16 protein-coding genes are annotated in these 18,432 nt (G+C 67.2%); 10 read left to right on the top strand and 6 right to left on the bottom strand.

Features of this window, described 5'->3' with window-relative positions:
* The first annotated feature begins 65 nt into the window (after window positions 1–65).
* The 3 genes from purL to grxD are packed head-to-tail and all read left to right on the top strand — an operon-like array spanning window position 66 to window position 2,908.
* Window positions 66–2,276 (top strand): phosphoribosylformylglycinamidine synthase subunit PurL, encoded by a 2,211-nt coding sequence (gene purL / locus BoBH3_RS01085; protein ID WP_262328906.1) that lies wholly within the window; start codon window positions 66–68, stop codon window positions 2,274–2,276.
* A gap of 12 nt (window positions 2,277–2,288) precedes the next feature.
* Window positions 2,289–2,525, top strand: a complete 237-nt coding sequence (locus tag BoBH3_RS01080) for a BolA/IbaG family iron-sulfur metabolism protein (protein ID WP_113254903.1) — start codon at window positions 2,289–2,291, stop codon at window positions 2,523–2,525.
* Window positions 2,526–2,572: 47 nt separating this feature from the next.
* A complete protein-coding gene (grxD, locus tag BoBH3_RS01075) occupies window positions 2,573–2,908 on the top strand; it encodes a Grx4 family monothiol glutaredoxin (RefSeq protein WP_262328905.1) in 336 nt (111 codons plus the stop codon).
* 31 nt (window positions 2,909–2,939) lie between these two features.
* On the opposite strand, the gene BoBH3_RS01070 is transcribed toward grxD, so the two are convergent.
* Together BoBH3_RS01070 and tlpA are read right to left on the bottom strand one after the other, a co-directional pair.
* Complete coding sequence (locus tag BoBH3_RS01070) at window positions 2,940–3,188, bottom strand: DUF1272 domain-containing protein (protein ID WP_262328904.1); 249 nt, start codon at window positions 3,186–3,188, stop codon at window positions 2,940–2,942.
* Between the two features lie 105 nt (window positions 3,189–3,293).
* The gene (gene tlpA, locus BoBH3_RS01065; protein ID WP_262328903.1) at window positions 3,294–3,920 is read right to left on the bottom strand and encodes a thiol:disulfide interchange protein TlpA; all 627 of its coding nucleotides are present in this window, start codon (window positions 3,918–3,920) and stop codon (window positions 3,294–3,296) included.
* Between the two features lie 30 nt (window positions 3,921–3,950).
* Here tlpA and argH point away from each other — a divergent pair, with 30 nt between their 5' ends.
* The 4 genes from argH to BoBH3_RS01045 all read left to right on the top strand — a co-directional run bounded on the left by argH (window position 3,951) and on the right by BoBH3_RS01045 (window position 10,131).
* A complete protein-coding gene (argH, locus tag BoBH3_RS01060) occupies window positions 3,951–5,333 on the top strand; it encodes an argininosuccinate lyase (protein WP_262328902.1) in 1,383 nt (460 codons plus the stop codon).
* A 150-nt stretch (window positions 5,334–5,483) separates the two neighbouring features.
* On the top strand, window positions 5,484–5,747 hold the full coding sequence (gene lptM, locus BoBH3_RS01055) for an LPS translocon maturation chaperone LptM (protein ID WP_262328901.1): 264 nt from the start codon (window positions 5,484–5,486) through the stop codon (window positions 5,745–5,747).
* A 131-nt stretch (window positions 5,748–5,878) separates the two neighbouring features.
* Window positions 5,879–7,168 carry a diaminopimelate decarboxylase gene (gene lysA, locus BoBH3_RS01050; RefSeq protein ID WP_262328900.1) on the top strand — a complete coding sequence of 430 codons (1,290 nt, stop codon included), beginning with the start codon at window positions 5,879–5,881 and terminating at the stop codon, window positions 7,166–7,168.
* A 227-nt stretch (window positions 7,169–7,395) separates the two neighbouring features.
* Window positions 7,396–10,131, top strand: a complete 2,736-nt coding sequence (locus tag BoBH3_RS01045) for a TIGR02302 family protein (RefSeq protein ID WP_262328899.1) — start codon at window positions 7,396–7,398, stop codon at window positions 10,129–10,131.
* A gap of 43 nt (window positions 10,132–10,174) precedes the next feature.
* Here the strand turns inward: BoBH3_RS01045 and yddG are convergent, their stop codons facing one another.
* Complete coding sequence (gene yddG / locus BoBH3_RS01040; RefSeq protein WP_262328898.1) at window positions 10,175–11,032, bottom strand: aromatic amino acid exporter YddG; 858 nt, start codon at window positions 11,030–11,032, stop codon at window positions 10,175–10,177.
* 265 nt (window positions 11,033–11,297) lie between these two features.
* Here yddG and BoBH3_RS01035 point away from each other — a divergent pair, with 265 nt between their 5' ends.
* Window positions 11,298–12,497: an MFS transporter gene (locus BoBH3_RS01035; protein WP_262328897.1), complete on the top strand. Its 1,200-nt coding sequence runs from the start codon at window positions 11,298–11,300 to the stop codon at window positions 12,495–12,497.
* 172 nt (window positions 12,498–12,669) lie between these two features.
* Complete coding sequence (locus tag BoBH3_RS01030) at window positions 12,670–13,908, top strand: MFS transporter (protein ID WP_262328896.1); 1,239 nt, start codon at window positions 12,670–12,672, stop codon at window positions 13,906–13,908.
* Between the two features lie 42 nt (window positions 13,909–13,950).
* Here the strand turns inward: BoBH3_RS01030 and phbB are convergent, their stop codons facing one another.
* Together phbB and BoBH3_RS01020 are read right to left on the bottom strand one after the other, a co-directional pair.
* On the bottom strand, window positions 13,951–14,673 hold the full coding sequence (gene phbB / locus BoBH3_RS01025) for an acetoacetyl-CoA reductase (protein ID WP_262328895.1): 723 nt from the start codon (window positions 14,671–14,673) through the stop codon (window positions 13,951–13,953).
* A 163-nt stretch (window positions 14,674–14,836) separates the two neighbouring features.
* A complete protein-coding gene (locus BoBH3_RS01020; protein ID WP_262328894.1) occupies window positions 14,837–16,015 on the bottom strand; it encodes an acetyl-CoA C-acetyltransferase in 1,179 nt (392 codons plus the stop codon).
* A gap of 309 nt (window positions 16,016–16,324) precedes the next feature.
* Between BoBH3_RS01020 and phaR the strand changes: the two genes are divergently transcribed.
* On the top strand, window positions 16,325–16,933 hold the full coding sequence (phaR, locus tag BoBH3_RS01015) for a polyhydroxyalkanoate synthesis repressor PhaR (protein ID WP_262328893.1): 609 nt from the start codon (window positions 16,325–16,327) through the stop codon (window positions 16,931–16,933).
* Between the two features lie 129 nt (window positions 16,934–17,062).
* On the opposite strand, the gene BoBH3_RS01010 is transcribed toward phaR, so the two are convergent.
* Window positions 17,063–18,295, bottom strand: coding sequence for a GGDEF domain-containing protein (locus BoBH3_RS01010; RefSeq protein WP_262328892.1), 1,233 nt, complete (start codon window positions 18,293–18,295; stop codon window positions 17,063–17,065).
* Window positions 18,296–18,432 lie beyond the last annotated feature (137 nt).

Genomic DNA, 18,432 nt, shown 5'->3' with positions numbered 1-18,432 from the left:
TCGCGGGCGCAGGCAAGCTATGTCGCCTCCATCCCCCTCGCCGGACCGCCAGGAACCCCGAGCCCGTGATTCCGAACGACACCAAGATCACCCCGCAGCTCGTCGCCGAGCACGGCCTGAAGCCCGACGAATATCAGCGCTTCCTGCATCTGATCGGCCGTGAGCCGACGATCACGGAGCTCGGCATCGTCTCGGCGATGTGGAACGAGCACTGCTCCTACAAATCGTCCAAAATCCACTTGAAAACCCTGCCGACCAAGGCCCCCTGGGTGATCCAGGGGCCGGGCGAGAATGCCGGCGTCATCGACATTGGCGACGGCACGGCCATCGTCTTCAAGATGGAGAGCCACAACCATCCGTCCTTCATCGAGCCCTATCAGGGCGCGACGACGGGCGTGGGCGGCATCCTGCGCGACGTCTTCACCATGGGCGCGCGGCCGATCGCGGTGCTCGACGCGCTGCGCTTTGGTGATCCTGATCACCCGAAGACCCGCCATCTCGTCTCGGGTGTTGTCGCCGGCATCGGTGGCTACGGCAATTCCTTCGGCGTGCCGAATGTCGGCGGCGCCACCGGCTTCCACACGCGGTATGACGGCAACATCCTCGTCAACGCGATGGCTGTCGGCATCGCGAAGGCCGACGAGATCTTCTACGCCAAGGCGAGCGGCGTCGGTAAGGCGATCGTCTATCTCGGCTCAAAGACCGGCCGCGACGGCATCCATGGCGCGACCATGGCCTCGGCCGAATTCGACGACAAGTCGGAGGAGAAGCGCCCGACCGTGCAGGTCGGTGACCCCTTCGCCGAGAAGCTGCTGCTCGAAGCCTGCCTCGAGATCATGGCCGCCGGCCATGTCGATGCGATCCAGGACATGGGCGCGGCGGGCCTCACCTGCTCGGCCGTCGAGATGGGCGCCAAGGGCGATCTCGGCGTCGAGCTCGACCTCGACAAGGTGCCGTGCCGCGAAGAGGGCATGAGCGCCTATGAGATGATGCTGTCGGAGAGCCAGGAGCGCATGCTCATGGTGATCAAGCCCGGCCATGAGGACGCCGCCGAGGCGATCTTCAAGAAATGGGGGCTCGACTTCGCCGTCATCGGCCACACCACCGACACGCTGCGCTTCGTCGTGAAGCACCAGGGCGAGACGATGGCCGACCTGCCGATCAAGGAGCTCGGCGACGAGGCTCCGGAATATGATCGGCCCTGGATCGAGACTCCGCTGCAGCAGCGCATCGCGGCCGAGAACGTGGCGCCGCCCTGCGGCAATGCCGAGGCGCTGAAGACGCTGATCGGCTCGCCGGACCTGTCCTCGAAGCGCTGGATCTGGGAGCAGTATGACACGCTAATCCTCGGCAATTCGGCGGTGACGCCCGGCGGCGACGCCGGCGTGATCCGCATCGAGGACGGGCCGAAGGGCCTCGCCATGACCGCCGACGTGACGCCGCGCTATTGCGAGGCCGACCCGTTCGAGGGCGGCAAGCAGGCTGTGGCCGAGGCCTGGCGCAACCTCACGGCCGTGGGCGCGACCCCGCTCGCGATCACCGATAACCTCAACTTCGGCAATCCCGAGAAGCCGGAAGTCATGGGCCAGCTTGTCGGCTGTGTCCGCGGCATCGGCGAGGCCTGCAAGGCGCTCGACTTCCCGGTCGTCTCCGGCAACGTCTCGCTTTATAACGAGACCAACGGCGTCTCGATCCTGCCGACCCCGACCATCGGCGGCGTCGGCGTCATGGCCGATGTCACGAAGCATGCGACCGTGGCCTTCAAGGCCGAGGGCGAAGCGATCATCCTGATCGGCGATACGCAGGGATGGCTCGGCCAGAGCGCCTATCTCGCCACGGTCTGCGGCCGTGAGGAGGGCGCTCCTCCGCCGGTCGATCTCGCCATCGAGCGCCGCAACGGCGATCTCGTGCGCGGGCTGATCACCGCTGGCCGCGTCACCACCTGCCATGACCTGTCTGATGGCGGGCTCGCCGTCGCTCTCGCCGAGATGGCGATGGCCAAGGGCATCGGCGCCACCATCGAGACGCTGCCCGCCGGCCCGGCCCATGCCGCGCTCTTCGGCGAGGATCAGGCGCGCTATCTCGTCACGGTGCCGGCCGCTCAGGCCGATGCGGTGCTGGCCGAGGCCAAGGCTGCCGGCGTGCCGGCGCTGAAGCTCGGCCGCACCGGCGGCGCGGCGCTCGTCCTGCCGGGCGAGCCGGCGCTGGCCATCGCCGAGCTGCGCAAGATCCATGAAGACTGGCTGCCGTCCTACATGGCCGGCAAGGCAGCCTGAGGAGACAAGACCATGGCGATGGACGCTCACGAGATCGAGCGGATGATCAAGGCGGCGCTGCCGGATGCGGCGGTCGAGATCAAGGATCTGGCCGGCGACGGCGACCACTATGCCGCGACCGTCACTTCGGCCGCCTTCAAGGGCAAGACCCGCGTGCAGCAGCACCAGATGGTCTATGCCGCGCTCCAGGGGAACATGGGCGGCGTGCTGCACGCCCTTGCGCTCACGACGAGCGTTCCCCAAGATTAGACGATATCCATCCTGCGGGCCTTGAACCCGCCCTGGGAGATTTGACCATGAGCGACGTGAATGCCCGCATCGATGCGGAGGTGAAGTCCGAGGACGTCGTGCTCTTCATGAAGGGCACGCCGCAGTTTCCGATGTGCGGCTTCTCCGGCCAGGTCGTGCAGATCCTCAACTATGTCGGCGTGCCCTTCAAGGGCGTGAACGTGCTGGAGGATCAGGAGATCCGCGAGGGCATCAAGGCCTATTCCAACTGGCCGACGATCCCGCAGCTCTACGTCAAGGGCGAGTTCGTCGGCGGCTGCGACATCACCCGCGAGATGTTCCAGGCCGGCGAGCTGCAGCAGCTCTTCGAGGAGAAGGGCATCGTGGTGAAGCAGGCGAGCTGAGGCTCAGGCTTGCCGGCCGCAAGACGTTCCGTCAGGCGGCTGCGCATTCCGGATGAGGCTTTCGAACCCGCTCCGCAAGGGGCGGGTTTTTTGCGAGCTTGTCCGCAGGGCGGATCGGCCGCCGCACGAGTTCGCCGCCGCAATTGGGGCAGGCGCCTTTGAAGCGCTGGTCCGCGCAATCGGCGCAGAAGGTGCATTCGAAGCTGCAGATCAGGGCGTCGCGCGCATCCGGCGGCAAATCGCGATCGCAGCATTCACAGTTCGGGCGCAGTTGAAGCATGGCTGGTCGATCCTCCCTGCGCAGGATGCTGTCAGATCGGCTTCCCGCCTAACGTATTTTCCTGATGTGCGGGATCATAGGCGCTGATCGCCCGGTGCCGCATTCTCAGCGGCCGATCGCCGCCGCCATCAGCGCCTTCGAATCGGCGCTGGCCCAGTCGGCCGGGCCCTGGATGATGCCGAGCTCGCAGCCGGACTTGTCGACGATCAGGCTCACCGGCATGCCCTCGACCTTGTGGGCCGCGCGCAGCGCCTGGAACACGCCGGCCTGCGGGTCAGCATAATAGGGCAGGGCCGTAACCTTGTTGTCGGCGAGCCAGGTCTTGGGCTTGTCGAGATTGCGTGTGTCGATGTTGATCGCGACCACCGCGAAATCCGGCCCGCCCATCTCCTTCTGCAGCGCGTCGAGCGACGGCATCTCCTTCAGGCAGGGCGCGCACCAGGTCGCCCAGAGATTGACGAGCAGGGTCTTGCCCTTGAGGGAGGCGAGCGTCATCGGCTGCCCGTCCGGCCCGGTGAAGGCGAGCTCCGGCGCCGCCTGCGGGCGCTTGCGAATCTCGACAGCCGCCACCTCGCCCTTCACGAGCGGCGCCATGCGCGCGGCGGTCTTGGCGGCCGCGCTGCATGATCCGTTGCCGGCATCGCCCATCACGGAGTAGAAGGCCGCAACGCCAGCGAGGCCGAGCGCCGCCACGACCCCGAGGGCCAGTCCGATCTTTTTTCCAGACGTCATCGTGCGTCCTCAAAAGCAGGAAAGACCGTCGTGAGCAATCGCATGTGGGGTGGGCGTTTCGCCACAGGTCCCGACGTCATCATGGAGGAGATCAACGCCTCCATCGATTTCGACAAGAAGCTGTGGCGACAGGATATCCGCGGCTCGCTCGCCCATGCCGCGATGCTGGCCGAAACGGGCATCCTGACGAAGGACGATGTCGCGACGATCATCGCCGGACTCAGGCAGGTCGAGGGCGAGATCGAGGGCGGGTCCTTCACGTTCTCGCGCGCGCTCGAAGACGTGCACATGAATGTCGAGTCGAACCTCAAGGACAAGATCGGCCTTGCCGCCGGTCGGCTGCACACCGCCCGCTCGCGCAACGACCAGGTCGCGACCGATATGCGGCTTTGGGTTCGCGATACGCTCGACGAGCTGGACGCGCAGATGGCCGATCTCCAGCTCGCTCTGGCCGAGAAGGCCGACACCTATGCCGGTGCCGTGATGCCGGGCTTCACCCATCTCCAATCGGCGCAGCCCGTCACCTTCGGTCATCACCTGCTTGCCTATGTCGAGATGCTCGGTCGCGACCGGGGCCGCATCCGCGACGCCCGCGCCCGCCTGAACGAATGCCCGCTGGGCGCGGCCGCGCTCGCCGGCACCTCCTTCCCGATCGACCGGCACATGACGGCGAAGGCGCTCGGCTTCGACCGGCCGACGGCGAACTCGCTCGATTCGGTTTCGGACCGAGATTTCGTGCTGGAGACGCTTTCGACCGCCTCGATCTGCGCCATGCACCTCTCGCGGCTGGCCGAGGAGATCGTGCTCTGGGCGACGCCGCAATTCGGCTTCGTCAAGCTCTCGGACGCCTTTTCGACCGGCTCCTCGATCATGCCGCAGAAGCGCAATCCCGATGCGGCCGAGCTGGTGCGCGGCAAGGCCGGGCGCGTCTTCGGCGCGCTGCAGGCGATGCTGACCATGATGAAGGGCCTGCCGCTGACCTATTCCAAGGACATGCAGGAGGACAAGGAAGGCACGTTCGACGCGCTTCAGACCCTCTCGCTTTGCCTTGCCGCCACCGCCGGCATGGTTCGTGACCTGCAGCCCGACCTCAAGGTGATGAAGAAGGCAGCCGGCCTCGGCTATGCCACCGCGACCGACCTCGCCGACTGGCTGGTGCGGGTCCTCAAGATGCCGTTCCGCGACGCGCATCACGTCACCGGCCGGCTGGTCGGCATCGCATCGGAGAAGAAGGTCGGGCTGGAGAAGCTCTCGCTTGCCGAGATGCAGGCGGTGGAGCCGAAGATCACCGAAGCCGTCTTCGCCGTGCTTGGCGTCGACCAGTCGGTGAAGAGCCGCGTCAGCTACGGTGGCACAGCCCCGGCCAATGTCCGCAAGCAGGCGCGGCGCTGGCTCAAGCAGCTCGCGAAATAGGGCGTCATGCTCGGGCCTGACCCGGGCATCTCCTGCAAGAGATTCTCGGGTCGGCGCTGCGCTTGCCCGAGAATGACGCGTCAGGGAGCCTCGCGCTCCGCCGCATCCTCCGCTAAGGTCCCGCCACGCTTCGTTCGAGGGTTCGTTTTCGTGCCTGATTCCCGCCTGAAACTCGGCCGCACCTTGCTGGTCGTCGGCCTGCTTGCCGTTGCGCTCGGCGCCTGCGGGCGCAAAGGACCGCTGGAGCCCCCGCCGAACGCAACCGGCGCGATCGACCTGCCCGATGACCAGATCGGCGCGAAGGAGAACGATCCGGCCTCGCTGAACTCGGCTTCGGTGCTGGCAAAGCCCGCCAAGGCCAGCAGGGCGATCACCGTGCCGGAAAAGCCCTTCCTGCTCGACCCGTTGATGTGATCCTCACCGTCGATCGCACGCGTCATGCTCGGGCTTGACCCGAGCACCGCCTGAACGAGATTCTCGGGTCTCCGCTGCGCTTCGCCCGAGAATGACGGCGGGCGCGGCCATTATCACTGCGAGCTGAAACCATGCATCATTTCGCCTATCGCGACGGCTCGCTTCATGCCGAGGGCGTCGATCTCAAGCGCATCGCGGCCGAGGTCGGCACGCCGGTCTATGTCTATTCGACGGCGACGATCGAGCGGCACTACCAGCTCTTCGCGGCGGCGGTGAAGAAGGCCGCGCCGGCAGGCAAGGCCCATGTCTTCTATGCCATGAAGGCGAATGGCAATCTCGGCGTGCTCAAGACGCTGGGGGCGCTCGGGGCCGGCATCGACACGGTTTCGGAGGGCGAGGTGCGCAAGGCGCTCGCCGCCGGCATCCCGCCTGAGAAGATCGTCTTTTCCGGCGTCGGCAAGAGTGAGCAGGAACTGCGCTTCGCTGTCGAGGCCGGGATCTACCAGGTCAATATCGAGAGCGAGAGCGAGCTCGACCTGCTCTCGAAGGTCTCCGCCTCGCTCGGCAAGCGGCAGGAGGCCGTGTTCCGCGTCAATCCGGACATCGGCGCCGGCGGCCATGCCAAGATCACCACCGGCTCCTCCGAGAACAAGTTCGGTGTCTCCTTCGAGGAGGTCCACCGGCTCTATGCGCGGGCCGCCAACATGCCGGGCGTGCGGATCATGGGGCTCGCCGTGCACATCGGCAGCCAGATCCAAGAGATAGACGCCTTCGAGGCGGCCTATGCCAAGATGGTCGGGCTCGTCGGCGAGCTGAAGGGCGAAGGGCACGGCGTCGAGCGCCTCGATCTCGGCGGCGGGCTCGGCATCCCCTACGATATCCCCAAGGAATTCGACTACGGGCCGGGTCTGATCGAGGCCTATGCCGAGATGGTCGGGCGGGTGACGAAGGGGCTCGACGTCGAACTCGGCTTCGAACCGGGGCGGCTGATCGTCGGGAATGCCGGCCTCCTGCTGACGCGGGTGCTGCATCTCAATCCGCGCCCGACCAAGCAGTTCCTGGTCGTCGACGCCGCGATGAACGACCTGATGCGTCCGGCGATGTATGAGGCCTATCACGAGATCTGGCCCGTGACGGAGACGGCCTCCGACGCCGCGACCGTCGCCTATGACGTGGTCGGGCCGATCTGCGAATCGGGCGACACCTTCACCACCGGCCGCATCCTGCCGAAGCTGAAGCAGGACGATCTGATCGCGCTGATGACGGCGGGCGCCTACGGTGCCTCGATGTCCTCGACCTACAACCAGCGCCTGCTGGTCGCCGAGGTCATGGTCAAGGGCGATGCCTATGCCGTGACGCGCCCGCGCCAGAGCTACGAGGAACTGATCGGGGCGGACAGGCTGCCGGGCTGGTTCGGCTGAGCAGAGCCGTCATTCTCGGGCGACCGAAGGGAGACCCGAGAATCTCGAGGCGAGAAGGCATTGGTTTGCGAGATGCTCGGGTCAAGCCCGAGCATGACGGCATCTGCCGTTCACGAAAACCGGAGCGTTGTGCACCGCGGCGTCTTCGCGCTGGCAATGCCACATTCCCGTGTTAGCTTGACCCTTCTGGATGATCTCGGAAGGTGGGGGCTGCCCGGAGCGATGGTATGAGCGAGGCAGAGCGCCGCAGGGCGCCCGATACGATCGATGGCATCCGCAAGCGGCTGTCCCGCCTTGCGGTGGCCTCGCGCCTCTCGCTCGGCTGGGAGCGGCTGTGGCCGCGGCTGTGGCTGCCGCTCGCGGTCGTGCTCAGCTTCTTCGCCGTTTCGTGGTTCGGGCTCTGGACGCATCTGCCCTGGTATGGGCGGATCGCCGGCGTGCTCGTCTTCGCTGTGGTGCTCGCCGGCAGCCTCTGGCATGTCGCCCGCCTCGTGCTGCCGACGCATCGCGACGCGCTGGCCCGTCTCGACCGGTCCTTCCCGGGCGGGCATCGCCCGGCCTCGACCTTGGGGGACAGCCTCGCCGTCGGTTCGGCCGATCCGGTCTCGCAGGCGCTGTGGAAGCTGCATGTCGAGCGGCAGAGCCGGCAGGTCGCTGGCCTCAGCATCGCGCTGCCGCAGCCGCTGATGGCCGTGCGCGATCGCCGCGCGCTCCGGGCCGTTCCGCTGCTCGCCGCCATCACGGCCCTCTTTGTCGCCGGCCCCGAGGCAACGCAGCGCCTCTCCGCCGCCTTCGACTGGAAGGGGCCGCCCGGCATCGCGCCCTCGACCCGAATCGACGCCTGGATCGACCCACCCGCCTATACGCGGCTGCCGCCGATCCTGATCGATTTCGCCAAGCTCACGAGCCCGAACCTCAGCGCCCCCGAGAAGTCGGTGATCGTCGTCCGCATCGCCGGCAAGACCAGGATGGACGTCGCGACGACGGGCCGTCTCGATCCGGTGCAGCCCGATGCGAAGGACGCGCAGGGCCAGAACGGTGCGGCGCAGAACGCGGCTCCCGCGAGGCCGGCACAGCCCGCCAATCCGCAGCAGGCCGTGCTGGAGAAGCGCTATACGCTCGCCGGCAATGGCACGCTGAGGCTCACCGGCAGCGGCGCGCCGGGCACCACGCTCAACATCGTTGCCATCGCGGACCAGCCGCCGCAGATCCGCTTCGCCGATCCGCCGAAGCCCGTTACCGGCGCGCAGACCGGGGCGCTCAGCCTGACCTACCGCGCCAAGGACGATTACGGGATCACCTCCGTCGAAGCGACGGTCTCGCGGCCGGATGGCGGCAATGGACGCTCTCTGGTCGAGCCGCCGAAGCAGAATCTCGCCGTGCCGCCGTCCTCCGGCGCCGAGGAGGAGATGAAGAGCAATGTCGATTTCTCGGCCCATCCCTGGGCCGGCGCCAAGGTCCGTATGGTGCTGATCGCCAAGGACGAAGCCGGGCAGGAGGGCCGCAGCGAGCCGGTCGAGGTCGTGCTGCCGCAGCGCACCTTCATCAAGCCGCTGGCCAAGGCGCTCGTCGAGCAGCGGCGCAAGCTCGTGATGAATGTCGACGACCGCTCGCGGGTGCAGCTTGCGATGGACGCGCTGATGATCGAACCCGAGTTCTTCATGAAGGAGACGGGTGTCTATCTCGGCATGCGGATGCTGTCCGAGCGGCTGCGCAGGTCCGGCAGCGACGACGAGTTGCGCGAGGTTTCCGAGCTGATGTGGGCGATGGCCCTGCAGCTTGAGGACGGCGACATGTCCGATGCCGAGCGGGCGCTCCGGCAGGCGCAGGAGAACCTCCAGCAGGCGCTGGAGCGCGGCGCCTCCGAGGAGGAGATCAAGAAGCTCACCGAGGAGATGCGGCGGGCGATGGACAATTTCATGCGTCAGCTCGCCGAGCAGATGCAGCGGCAGCAGCAGAACGGCGACCAGAACCAGATGTCGCAGCTTCCGGAGAATTTCCGGACGGTGACGCCGCGCGACCTACAGAACATGCTCGATCGCATTGAGGAGCTGTCCAAGCGCGGCGACATGGCCGAGGCGCAGCGCCTGATGGAAGAGCTCAACCGGATGCTCAACAATCTGCAGATGGCGAAGCCCGGCCAGCGCGGCGACCAGCGCCAGAACCAGATGAACCAGGCTCTGGGCGATCTCGACCGGATGACGCGCGACCAGCAGAACCTGCGCGACGAGACCTATCAGAACGAGCAGCGCCGGCAGGGCCAGACCCAGCGTGGCCAGCGGCCGGGCCAGCAGCAACAGGCGCGGCCGGGCCAGCGCCAGCAGGGTCAGCAAGGCCAGCAGGGGCAACGCGGACAGCAGGGACAGCGCGGTCAGCAACCGGGCCAGCAGCCCGGCGAGCAGGGTGAGGACGGCGAAGGCGGCGAGGGCATGCAGGGCCAGAACGGCCAGGGCGGCCTTTCGGACCGCCAGCAGGCCCTGCGCGAGCGGCTGCAGGAGCTGCAACGGCGGATGCGCGGCATGGGCGCGCCGCAGAGCGGCGAGCTCGACGAGGCCGAGGACGCGATGCGCGAGGCCGAAGGGCAGCTCGGCCAGGGGCAGGGCGAAGGCGCGCTCGATGCGCAGGGCCGCGCGCTCGAGGCTCTGCGCCGCGGCGGCCAGAACCTCGCTCAGCAGATGCAGGGCCAGCCCGGAGAGGGCGACGGCACCGAGGGAGCCTATGGCGAGCCCGATGGGCGCCCCGCCGGCCGTCCTTCCGCACAGCAGCGCGGCAGCGAAGACCCGCTTGGCCGGCCCCAGCGTCAGCGCGACTGGGCCGATGGCCGCGTGCGGGTGCCCGGCGCCGATGAGAGCGCGACGCAGCGGGCGCGGCGCATCCTCGAGGAGCTGCGCCAGCGCCTCAGCGATCCGCTGCGGCCGACCGAGGAGCTGGAATATCTGGAGCGGCTGCTCCGGCGGAACTGAGGGCTGGCGTCATTCTCGGGTCAAGCCCGAGCATGACGCCCGCTCAGCCCTTCCGTCCGCCCCAACTCGCCACCAGAGCCCCGATTACGATCAGCGTGCAGGATGCCGCGAGCAGCCAGCTCGCCTGGGCATAGCCGAAGATCACCAGCGTCAGCGTCGAGAGCACCGGCGCGGCATAGGAGGCGACGCCGAGCAGGGCGACGTCGCCCTTCTTCATGCCGATATCCCAGACCGCGAAGGCGAGACCCATCGAGCCGAGGCCGAGGCCTAGCACGCCCGTCCATTCTGTCGCCGTCAACGACCAGAGCGTGGTCTCGAAGACGAGATGCAGCGCGAGCGCCGGCAGGGCGCAGCCGAGCACGGTAATGCCGAGGCTCTCGGACGGCACCGTGGCGAAGCGGCGAGACATCACCGAATAGCTCGCCCAGACGAAGGCGCCGAGGATCGCCAGTACATGCCCGAGCGCGAGCCCGCCTCCCGCGCCGAGCCCGCCCGAGACCAGCAGAGCCGTGGCGAGGAGGCCGATCAGCGCGCCGATGAGATGGCGCGGCTTCAGCTTGCCGCCGGGCAACAACGCAGCGAAGAGCACGATCAGGAGCGGCCAGAGATAGTGGATCAGGTTTGCCTCGGCGGCCGGGGCCGTCTTGACCGCAGCGTAGTACAACGCCGTATCGCCGAAGAGGCCGTAGAACCCCAGCGCGAAGGAGGCTGGCGTCGGCCTGATACGGGAAACCTGGCCGCGCAGGATGGCGATGGTCAGGATCAGCAGCCCGCCGATCGCGAAGGTCATGACGACGAGCTGCAGCGGCGGCACGCGCCCGGTCATCGCCGTGAACAGGGCGAGCGTGGACCAGAGCAGGATGGCGCCGAAGCCGATGAATGTCGCTGTGCGGGATGTCATTGGGAGAAGCCGGGCTTCGAGACCGGCGGCGATAGCAGGTTTCGCGGGGCTTGCCGATAGCGCGGGGCGGGTCTCCCGGCGTCATTCTCAGGCTTGACCCGAGAATCATGACCGGAGGTCGCTGGTTTACGAGATGCTGGGGCAAGCTCGAGCATGACGCCATGGCATGCTGCAGCGCAGCTCGGCACAGCGGCCATGGGCGCCATGCTCCGGGCGCCGTGCGGCCCTGTTGACCGCCGGCGCAGAGCGGCCCATTGCCTGATTTATGACCACGATCCCGCTGCCATCCGCTGCTGCTCGCCGCCCGCTGATGCCGGTTCTGGCGGCGCTCAGCCTCGCGCATCTGCTGAACGACCTCGTCCAGTCGATGATCCCGGCGCTCTATCCGCTCTTCAAGGAGAACTATCAGCTCGATTTCGTGCAGATCGGGCTGATCACGCTCGCCTTCCAGGTGACGTCATCGCTGCTGCAGCCGCTGCTCGGTTTCGTGACCGATCGCAGGCCCTGGCCCTATGCGATGGTCGCCGGCATGTGCTCGACGCTGGCGGGCCTGCTGATGCTCTCCTTCGCCCATAGCTATGCCATGGTCCTGCTCGCGGCCGGTCTGATCGGGCTCGGCTCGGCCGTGTTCCACCCGGAGGCGACGCGGATGGCGCGCCATGCCGCGGCCGGCCGTCAGGGCCTGGCGCAGGGCGTGTTCCAGGTCGGCGGCCATATCGGTTATTCGATCGGGCCGCTGCTGGCGGCGGCGATCGTCATGCCGCGCGGGCAGGAGAGCCTGTCCTGGTTTTCCGTCGTCGTGCTGGTGGCGATGCTGGTGATGGGCTGGCTCGGCGCGCGCTACTCGGCGCTGCGGCGCGACCAGAAGGCCTCGAAGGACCATGTCGAGGAGAGCGCGAGCCACGGCCTGCCGCGCGGGCGCGTGCTGCTGGCGATGGCCGTTCTGGTCGTGCTGCTGATCTCCAAGAACGGCTACACGGCGGCCTTCACCTCCTACTACACCTTCTTCCTGATCACGCGCTTCGGCATCGAGATCCAGCTCTCGCAGATCATGCTGTTCCTCTATCTCGTCGTCGGCGCGATCGGCGTGATCGTCGGCGGCATGATCGGTGACCGGATCGGCCGCGACCGCGTGATCTGGCTGTCGATCCTGGGCTCGCTGCCCTTCGCGCTGCTGCTGCCCCATGCCGACCTATTCTGGACAGGCGTACTCAGCGTGGTCGTCAGCTTCATCATGTCGAGCGCTTTCTCGGCCATCCTGATCTACGCGATCGACCTCGTGCCGCACCGGGTCGGCCTTGTCGGCGGGCTGTTCTACGGGCTCTCCTTCGGGCTCGGCGGGGTGGCGGCGGCGGGTATCGGCGCGCTGGCGGATTGGATCGGCATCGTCGCCGTGTTCAAGCTCTGCTCATGGCTGCCGGCATTGGGCCTGCTGACCTTCCTGCTGCCTAAGACCACGCGCTAGCTTTCGCGCGTATCGGGCATGACGACGCCGCGTCGTCATGCTCTGGCCATCATGCCTGCCGAGCCTTGCCCGGGATCATAAGCGCCTGTCGCCGCGTTGGGCCCCTTGTTGGCCTGCCGCACCGCACCAATCCGGTGCGAGCGTTCATGGCCGTTGCCGCAGGGATTGGCCGATGCTCGTACAGATCGGGACGCTTATTGCCGCGACCAGCCTGGTGCAGCTCGCCAATGGCTTCTTCAACACCTTCCTCTCGCTGCGGCTGACGATCGAGGATTTCGGACCGGCCGCGACGGGCATCGTGCTCAGCGCCTATTTCGTCGGCTTTACCATCGGCGCCGTCGCTTGCGGCGGCGTGATCCAGCGCATCGGCCATATCCGCGCCTATACCGCCTTCGCGGGTCTCGTCGTCGTCGCGACGGCGGCGATGGCTTTGCTGGCGACGCCGCTCGCCTGGGCGGCCTGCCGGGTGGTCATCGGCATCGGCTGCGTCGGGCTCTTCGTCACGACCGAAAGCTGGCTGAACTCCAAGGCACTGCCGGACCAGCGCGGGCGCGTGTTCTCGACCTATATGGTCGGCACCTTCCTGGCGCTGGCGATAGGCCAGCTCGCGATTGCGTGGCTGACGATCCAGTCGGGCGGTCCGTTCCACGTCGTCATCGGGCTCTTTGCGCTTGCGCTGGTGATGGTCAGCACGACGCGGGCCGAGGCGCCGGGGCTCGCGCCGGAGGCTTCGCTGCCCTATGGCGAGCTTAGCCGCCAGGCGCCGATCTCGGTGGCGGGCTGCGTGATCAGCGGCGTCATCACCAGCGCCTTCTACGCGCTGGTGCCGGCCTGGATGCTGAGCAACGGCGTCTCGCAGCAAACCATCGCGCTGTTCATGCTCGTCGCGGTGCTGGGCGGGCTGGCCTTCCAGGTTCCGGTCGGACGCCTGTCGGACCGCCAGGACCGCCGGCTCGTGCTGGCGGGGCTGGCGATCGGCTTCGCCGCCGCCGTCGTCGTATTGGTCGCGATGCCGCGTTCGCTCTGGGCGGTGCTCCCCGTCGCGGCGCTGCTCGGCGGCTTCATGTCGACGCTCTATCCGGTCTGCGTCGCGCATGCGCTCGACCGCATGCCGGCCGACCGGGTGGTGGCGGTGAGCGGGCGGCTGATCCTCGTCAGCGGCTTCGGATCGGCGCTGGGGCCGCTGGTCGGCGCCGGCATCATGGCGCGCTTCGACATCGACGGGCTGCTCTATTTCATGGCCGCCATCGCGCTCACGCTGGCGGGGTTCGCGGGTCTGCGGATCCGGATGCGGGAGGCGCCGGAGAAGGTCGAGCGGCCCTTCGACATCATCGCGCCGCTCAATGCGCCGATCACGCAGGAGCCGGAGGCAACCGCCGCGAACGGGACACCGCGCCCTGTCATGGCCTGACCGCGGGGAAGGCCGCCGCCCGTGTTCGGGCGGCGTGACCGCTCAGGCCATGTACTGCCCGCCATTGACGGCGAAGGTCGCGCCGGTGGCGAAGGCGCCGTGCTCGGATGCGAGGAACACCACCATGGCGGCGATCTCCTCGGGCTTGCCGAGCCGGCCGGCCGGAATGCCGGCGACGACGCGCTTTAGCGCCTCCTCGGGCATGGCGGAGACCATGTCCGTGCCGATATAGCCGGGCGTGATCGCGTTGACCGTGATGCCCTTGTTGGCGTTCTCCTGCGCCAGCGCCTTAACGAAGCCGATGTCGCCGGCCTTGGCGGCGGAATAGTTCACCTGGCCCATCTGGCCCTTCTGGCCGTTGATCGAGGAGATCACGATGATACGGCCGAAGCCGCGCCCGCGCATGCCTTCGATCACCGGGCGGGTCATGTTGAACAGCGAATCGAGATTGGTGCGGATGACGGCGGACCACTGGTCCTTGCTCATCTTGTGGAAGAACCCGTCCTTCGTGATGCCGGCATTGTTGACGAGAATTTCGACGGGGCCGTTCTCGGCCTCGACCTGGGCGATGCCGGCAGCGCAGGCGTCGTAGTCGCCGACATCCCATTTGTAGACCGGGATGCCCGTCTCGGCCTTGAACTTCGCGGCAGCCTCGTCATTGCCGGCATAGCTGGCGGCGACCTTGTAGCCCGCTTCCTGCAGGGCCTTGCAGATCGCCGCGCCGATGCCGCGCGTACCTCCCGTAACCAGCGCCACCTTCGTCATCGTCGCTCTCCCCTTGGTCGTTTCGTTCCCCGGCGGCTCGCCGCCTTATTGTTGAGACGATTCGGGAGCGGACGAGAAGGTGCGTCCGCTCCCTTGAGACTGGCCCGATCGGGGGCCGGCCGGCCTTGTGCCGCGTCAGAATGAGCAGCGGCCGGCGGGTGACTCAGCGCTCGATCGCCATGGCGACGCCCATGCCGCCGCCGATGCAGAGCGTGGCGAGGCCCTTCTTGGCGTCGCGCTTGGCCATCTCGTGCAGCAGCGTCACGAGGACGCGCGCGCCGGAAGCACCGATCGGATGGCCGATGGCGATGGCGCCGCCATTGACGTTGACGATGTCGGTGTTCCAGCCGAGGTCCTTGTTGACCGCGATGGCCTGCGCCGCAAAGGCCTCGTTGGCCTCGACGAGGTCGAGGTCGCCGACCTTCCAGCCGGCCTTCTCCAGTGCCTTGCGGGTCGCGGGGATCGGGCCCGAGCCCATGATCGCGGGGTCGACGCCCGCGGTTGCCCAGGCCTTGATGGTCGCCAGCGGCTTAAGACCGCGCTTCGCCGCCTCCTTGGCGGTCATGATGACGAGCGCGGCGGCGCCGTCATTGATGCCCGAGGCGTTGCCGGCGGTCACCGTGCCGTCCTTGGAGAAGGCGGGCTTGAGCTTCGCCATGCCCTCCACCGTCGCGCCGTGGCGGGGATATTCGTCCGTGTCGACGACGATGTCGCCCTTGCGGGTCGAGACGGTGAAGGGAACGATCTCGTCCTTGAACCTGCCGGCCTTCTGCGCGGCCTCGGCCTTGTTCTGCGACTTGGCGGCGAAGGCGTCCTGCTCCTCACGGCTGATTTGCCATTTGGTCGCGACGTTCTCGGCCGTGGTGCCCATGTGATAGCCGTGGAAGGCGTCCCAGAGGCCGTCCTTGATCATGGTGTCGATGAACTTGGTGTCGCCCATCTTGGTGCCGTTGCGCAGATGGGACGCATGCTGCGACATCGACATCGACTCCATGCCGCCGGCGACGATGATGTCGGCGTCGCCATTGGCGATCTGCTGCAGGCCGATGGCGACGGTGCGCAGGCCCGAGCCGCAGAGCTGGTTGAGGCCCCAGGCCGTCTTCTCCTGCGGGATACCGGCGGCCATCGCCGCCTGGCGGGCCGGGTTCTGGCCCTGGCCGGCGGTCAGGATCTGACCCATGATGACCTCGTCGACATCGGCGGGGTCGACCTTGGCGCGCTTCAGCGCCTCCTTGATCGCGGCGGCGCCCAGCTCGTGGGCGGGAGTGTTGGCAAAAGCGCCGTTGAAGGCGCCGACCGCCGTGCGGGCCGCGCCGACGATCACGATATCCGTATCTGCCATGAGAGGGTTCCTTGCTTGTCGTTATGACGCACGCCGCTCCCGCCGGGTGCGCCTTCGCCGCCACCTTCGAAGCCTCATGCTGCGGCGTCAAGCCGGACGGAAGGTCAATCCGACAAGAGCGCCCGGCCATGGCCGCCGCAATGAGCCAGATCAACCATGCTGCGGCGATTTTTTGCACCGCCCACGCAAAGAGCTTGCAGTGCAGCACCGACAGGCTATCGTCGACGCTGGGTGAAGACCCGTGGGGAGGTCGATCCGTAGAGCATGCCGAGTTTACCGGTGGCCGCGGATGAAACGCAGCAGGACCTGATGGCCAACGACAAAGAACCGACCGTCATCAAGAAATACGCCAACCGGCGTCTCTACCATACGGGCACCAGCTCTTACGTCACGTTGGAAGATCTCGCCGGCCTCGTGAGATCGGGCGAAGATTTCGTGGTCTATGACGCGAAGTCGGGCGAGGATATCACCCGCTCCGTCCTGGCCCAGATCATCTTCGACGAGGAAGCCAAGGACGGGCAGAACATGCTGCCGATCGCCTTCCTGCGCCAGCTCATCCGGTTCTACGGCGACAGCATGCAGGCGGTGGTGCCGCGCTACCTCGAATTCTCGATGGAGAATTTCACGCAGGAGCAGAGCAAGTTCCGCGAGCAGATGGCCAAGGCGTTCGGCGGGCAGAGCTTCGGCGGCAACCCGCTCGATGCCATCCAGGCGCAGACCCGCGCGAACATGCAGATGTTCACCGAGGCCTTCCGCCTGTTCAATCCGTTCGCGGCTGCAGCGAAGGCCGGTGGCACCGTGCCCGAGCCCGCCCCTGCCAAGCCGGCCGGGGAATCGAGCGGCGCCGAGCTCAGCGACCTCAAGCGCGAACTCAACGAGATGCGCGAGCGGCTGGACAAGCTGTCGCGCGGGCGGTGAGCCCTTTCTATCGATTTTGAGCCGCGCCCTCGCGAAACGGGGGCGCGGCTTTTCGTTGGGCAACAGGGCGCTGGTGCGGTCGGGGGCATCGGCTGGGCCGAAACGCCGGCGTCTCGGCTGCTGCAGTGCTTATGCGAAGGCGACCTCGATCTCCGATCCCGCCTTGCGTGTGGTCTCGCAGAGCCGCGAAAACGAGTCGGCCTCGATCGCGAGCTTGAAGCGGCTGGGCACGTCGGCCGTGCTGGTAACGGCCAGGCTGGCACCCCGCTCCGACAGGCGCCGTACCGTGCAATCGATCACGGACTGGCCAGCGTTGAAGACGATCCTGCCGGCCTTCAGCACGCGCTTGCCTGCCATGCCTCCGCTGCCGGTGCCTAGCTGGCTGGCGACGCAGCGATCGCGGCCGGTGGCCTTGGCGGCATAGAGAGCCTCGTCGGCCGCGCGCAGCAGGTTCTCGGGGTCTGTGCTGTCGCCATCGAGCGCTGCGAGACCAAGGCTGGCGGTGACGGAGAACAGGCCGCCGCCGGCCCCCTCGAAGCTGAGGGCGGCGATCGCCTGACGCAACTTCTCCGCAACGCCGAGCGCAGCCTGTCGGCCAGTCAGCGGCAAGAGAACCGCGAATTCCTCTCCACCCAGCCGGCCGATCAGATCGCTCTGGCGCAACTGCCGGCGGCATGCCGCTACGCTTTCGGCGAGGACCCGATCCCCGGCCTGATGACCATGCGTGTCGTTGACCGCCTTGAAGTGATCGAGATCGAAGGCGATCAGGCTCAACTCGTGCTGATGACGTTTGGCAAGGCCGAGCATGCGGGCCAGTTCGTCCCGGAAGGCGCGCCGCGAGAGCGCGCCTGTCATCAGATCGGTGAGAGCAACCTGGCGCAACTCAAGCTGGTCCATCGTGACCTGCGCGAGATCCGTCATGGCCGCGATCTCATCTGGCAACGGATGATGGGGCACAGTATCAAGTGCGCAGAGCGTGCCGATGGCGTGGCCGTCGCCGGTGATCAGCGGCACGCCGGCATAAAATCGCAGATGCGGGGCGCCGGTGACGAGAGGGTTATCGGCGAGGCGGCTGTCGAGATGCGTGTCCGGCACGATCAGGGTGGCGGCCTGCCGGATGGTGATGTCGCAAAAGGCGTGGCGGCGTTCGCCCTCGCAAGCCTCCAAGCCCTGGCGTGCTTTGAACCACTGGCGATGTCCGTCGACGAAGGTCACCGTCGCCATCGGGACTCTCATCAGATGCCGGACGAGGCGGATGATGCGGTCGAAGCCCTCTTCCTCCGGCGTATCGAGTACGTCGTAGCGTTGCAGCGCCTCGAGCCGGCCCTGCTCGCGGATAGATTCGAATGAAGGTCGAGTCATGCTGATCGCGTTGCCATTCGCCTGGGGAGAATCTCTTCGAGAGATCAGCAAACGCGAATGAACGCGGGGTTACCGCGCATTTTGGCAGAACCCCAAGAGCCCGCAGCCGGTGCTCTGCGACCGCAGCACGGTGTCAG

The organism is Allobosea sp. BH3 (assembly GCF_025499465.1).
Taxonomy (GTDB): Bacteria; Pseudomonadota; Alphaproteobacteria; order Rhizobiales; family Beijerinckiaceae; genus Allobosea.
Note: the sequence above shows the minus strand (reverse complement) of the source record. Positions and strands in the feature narration are given on the sequence as shown.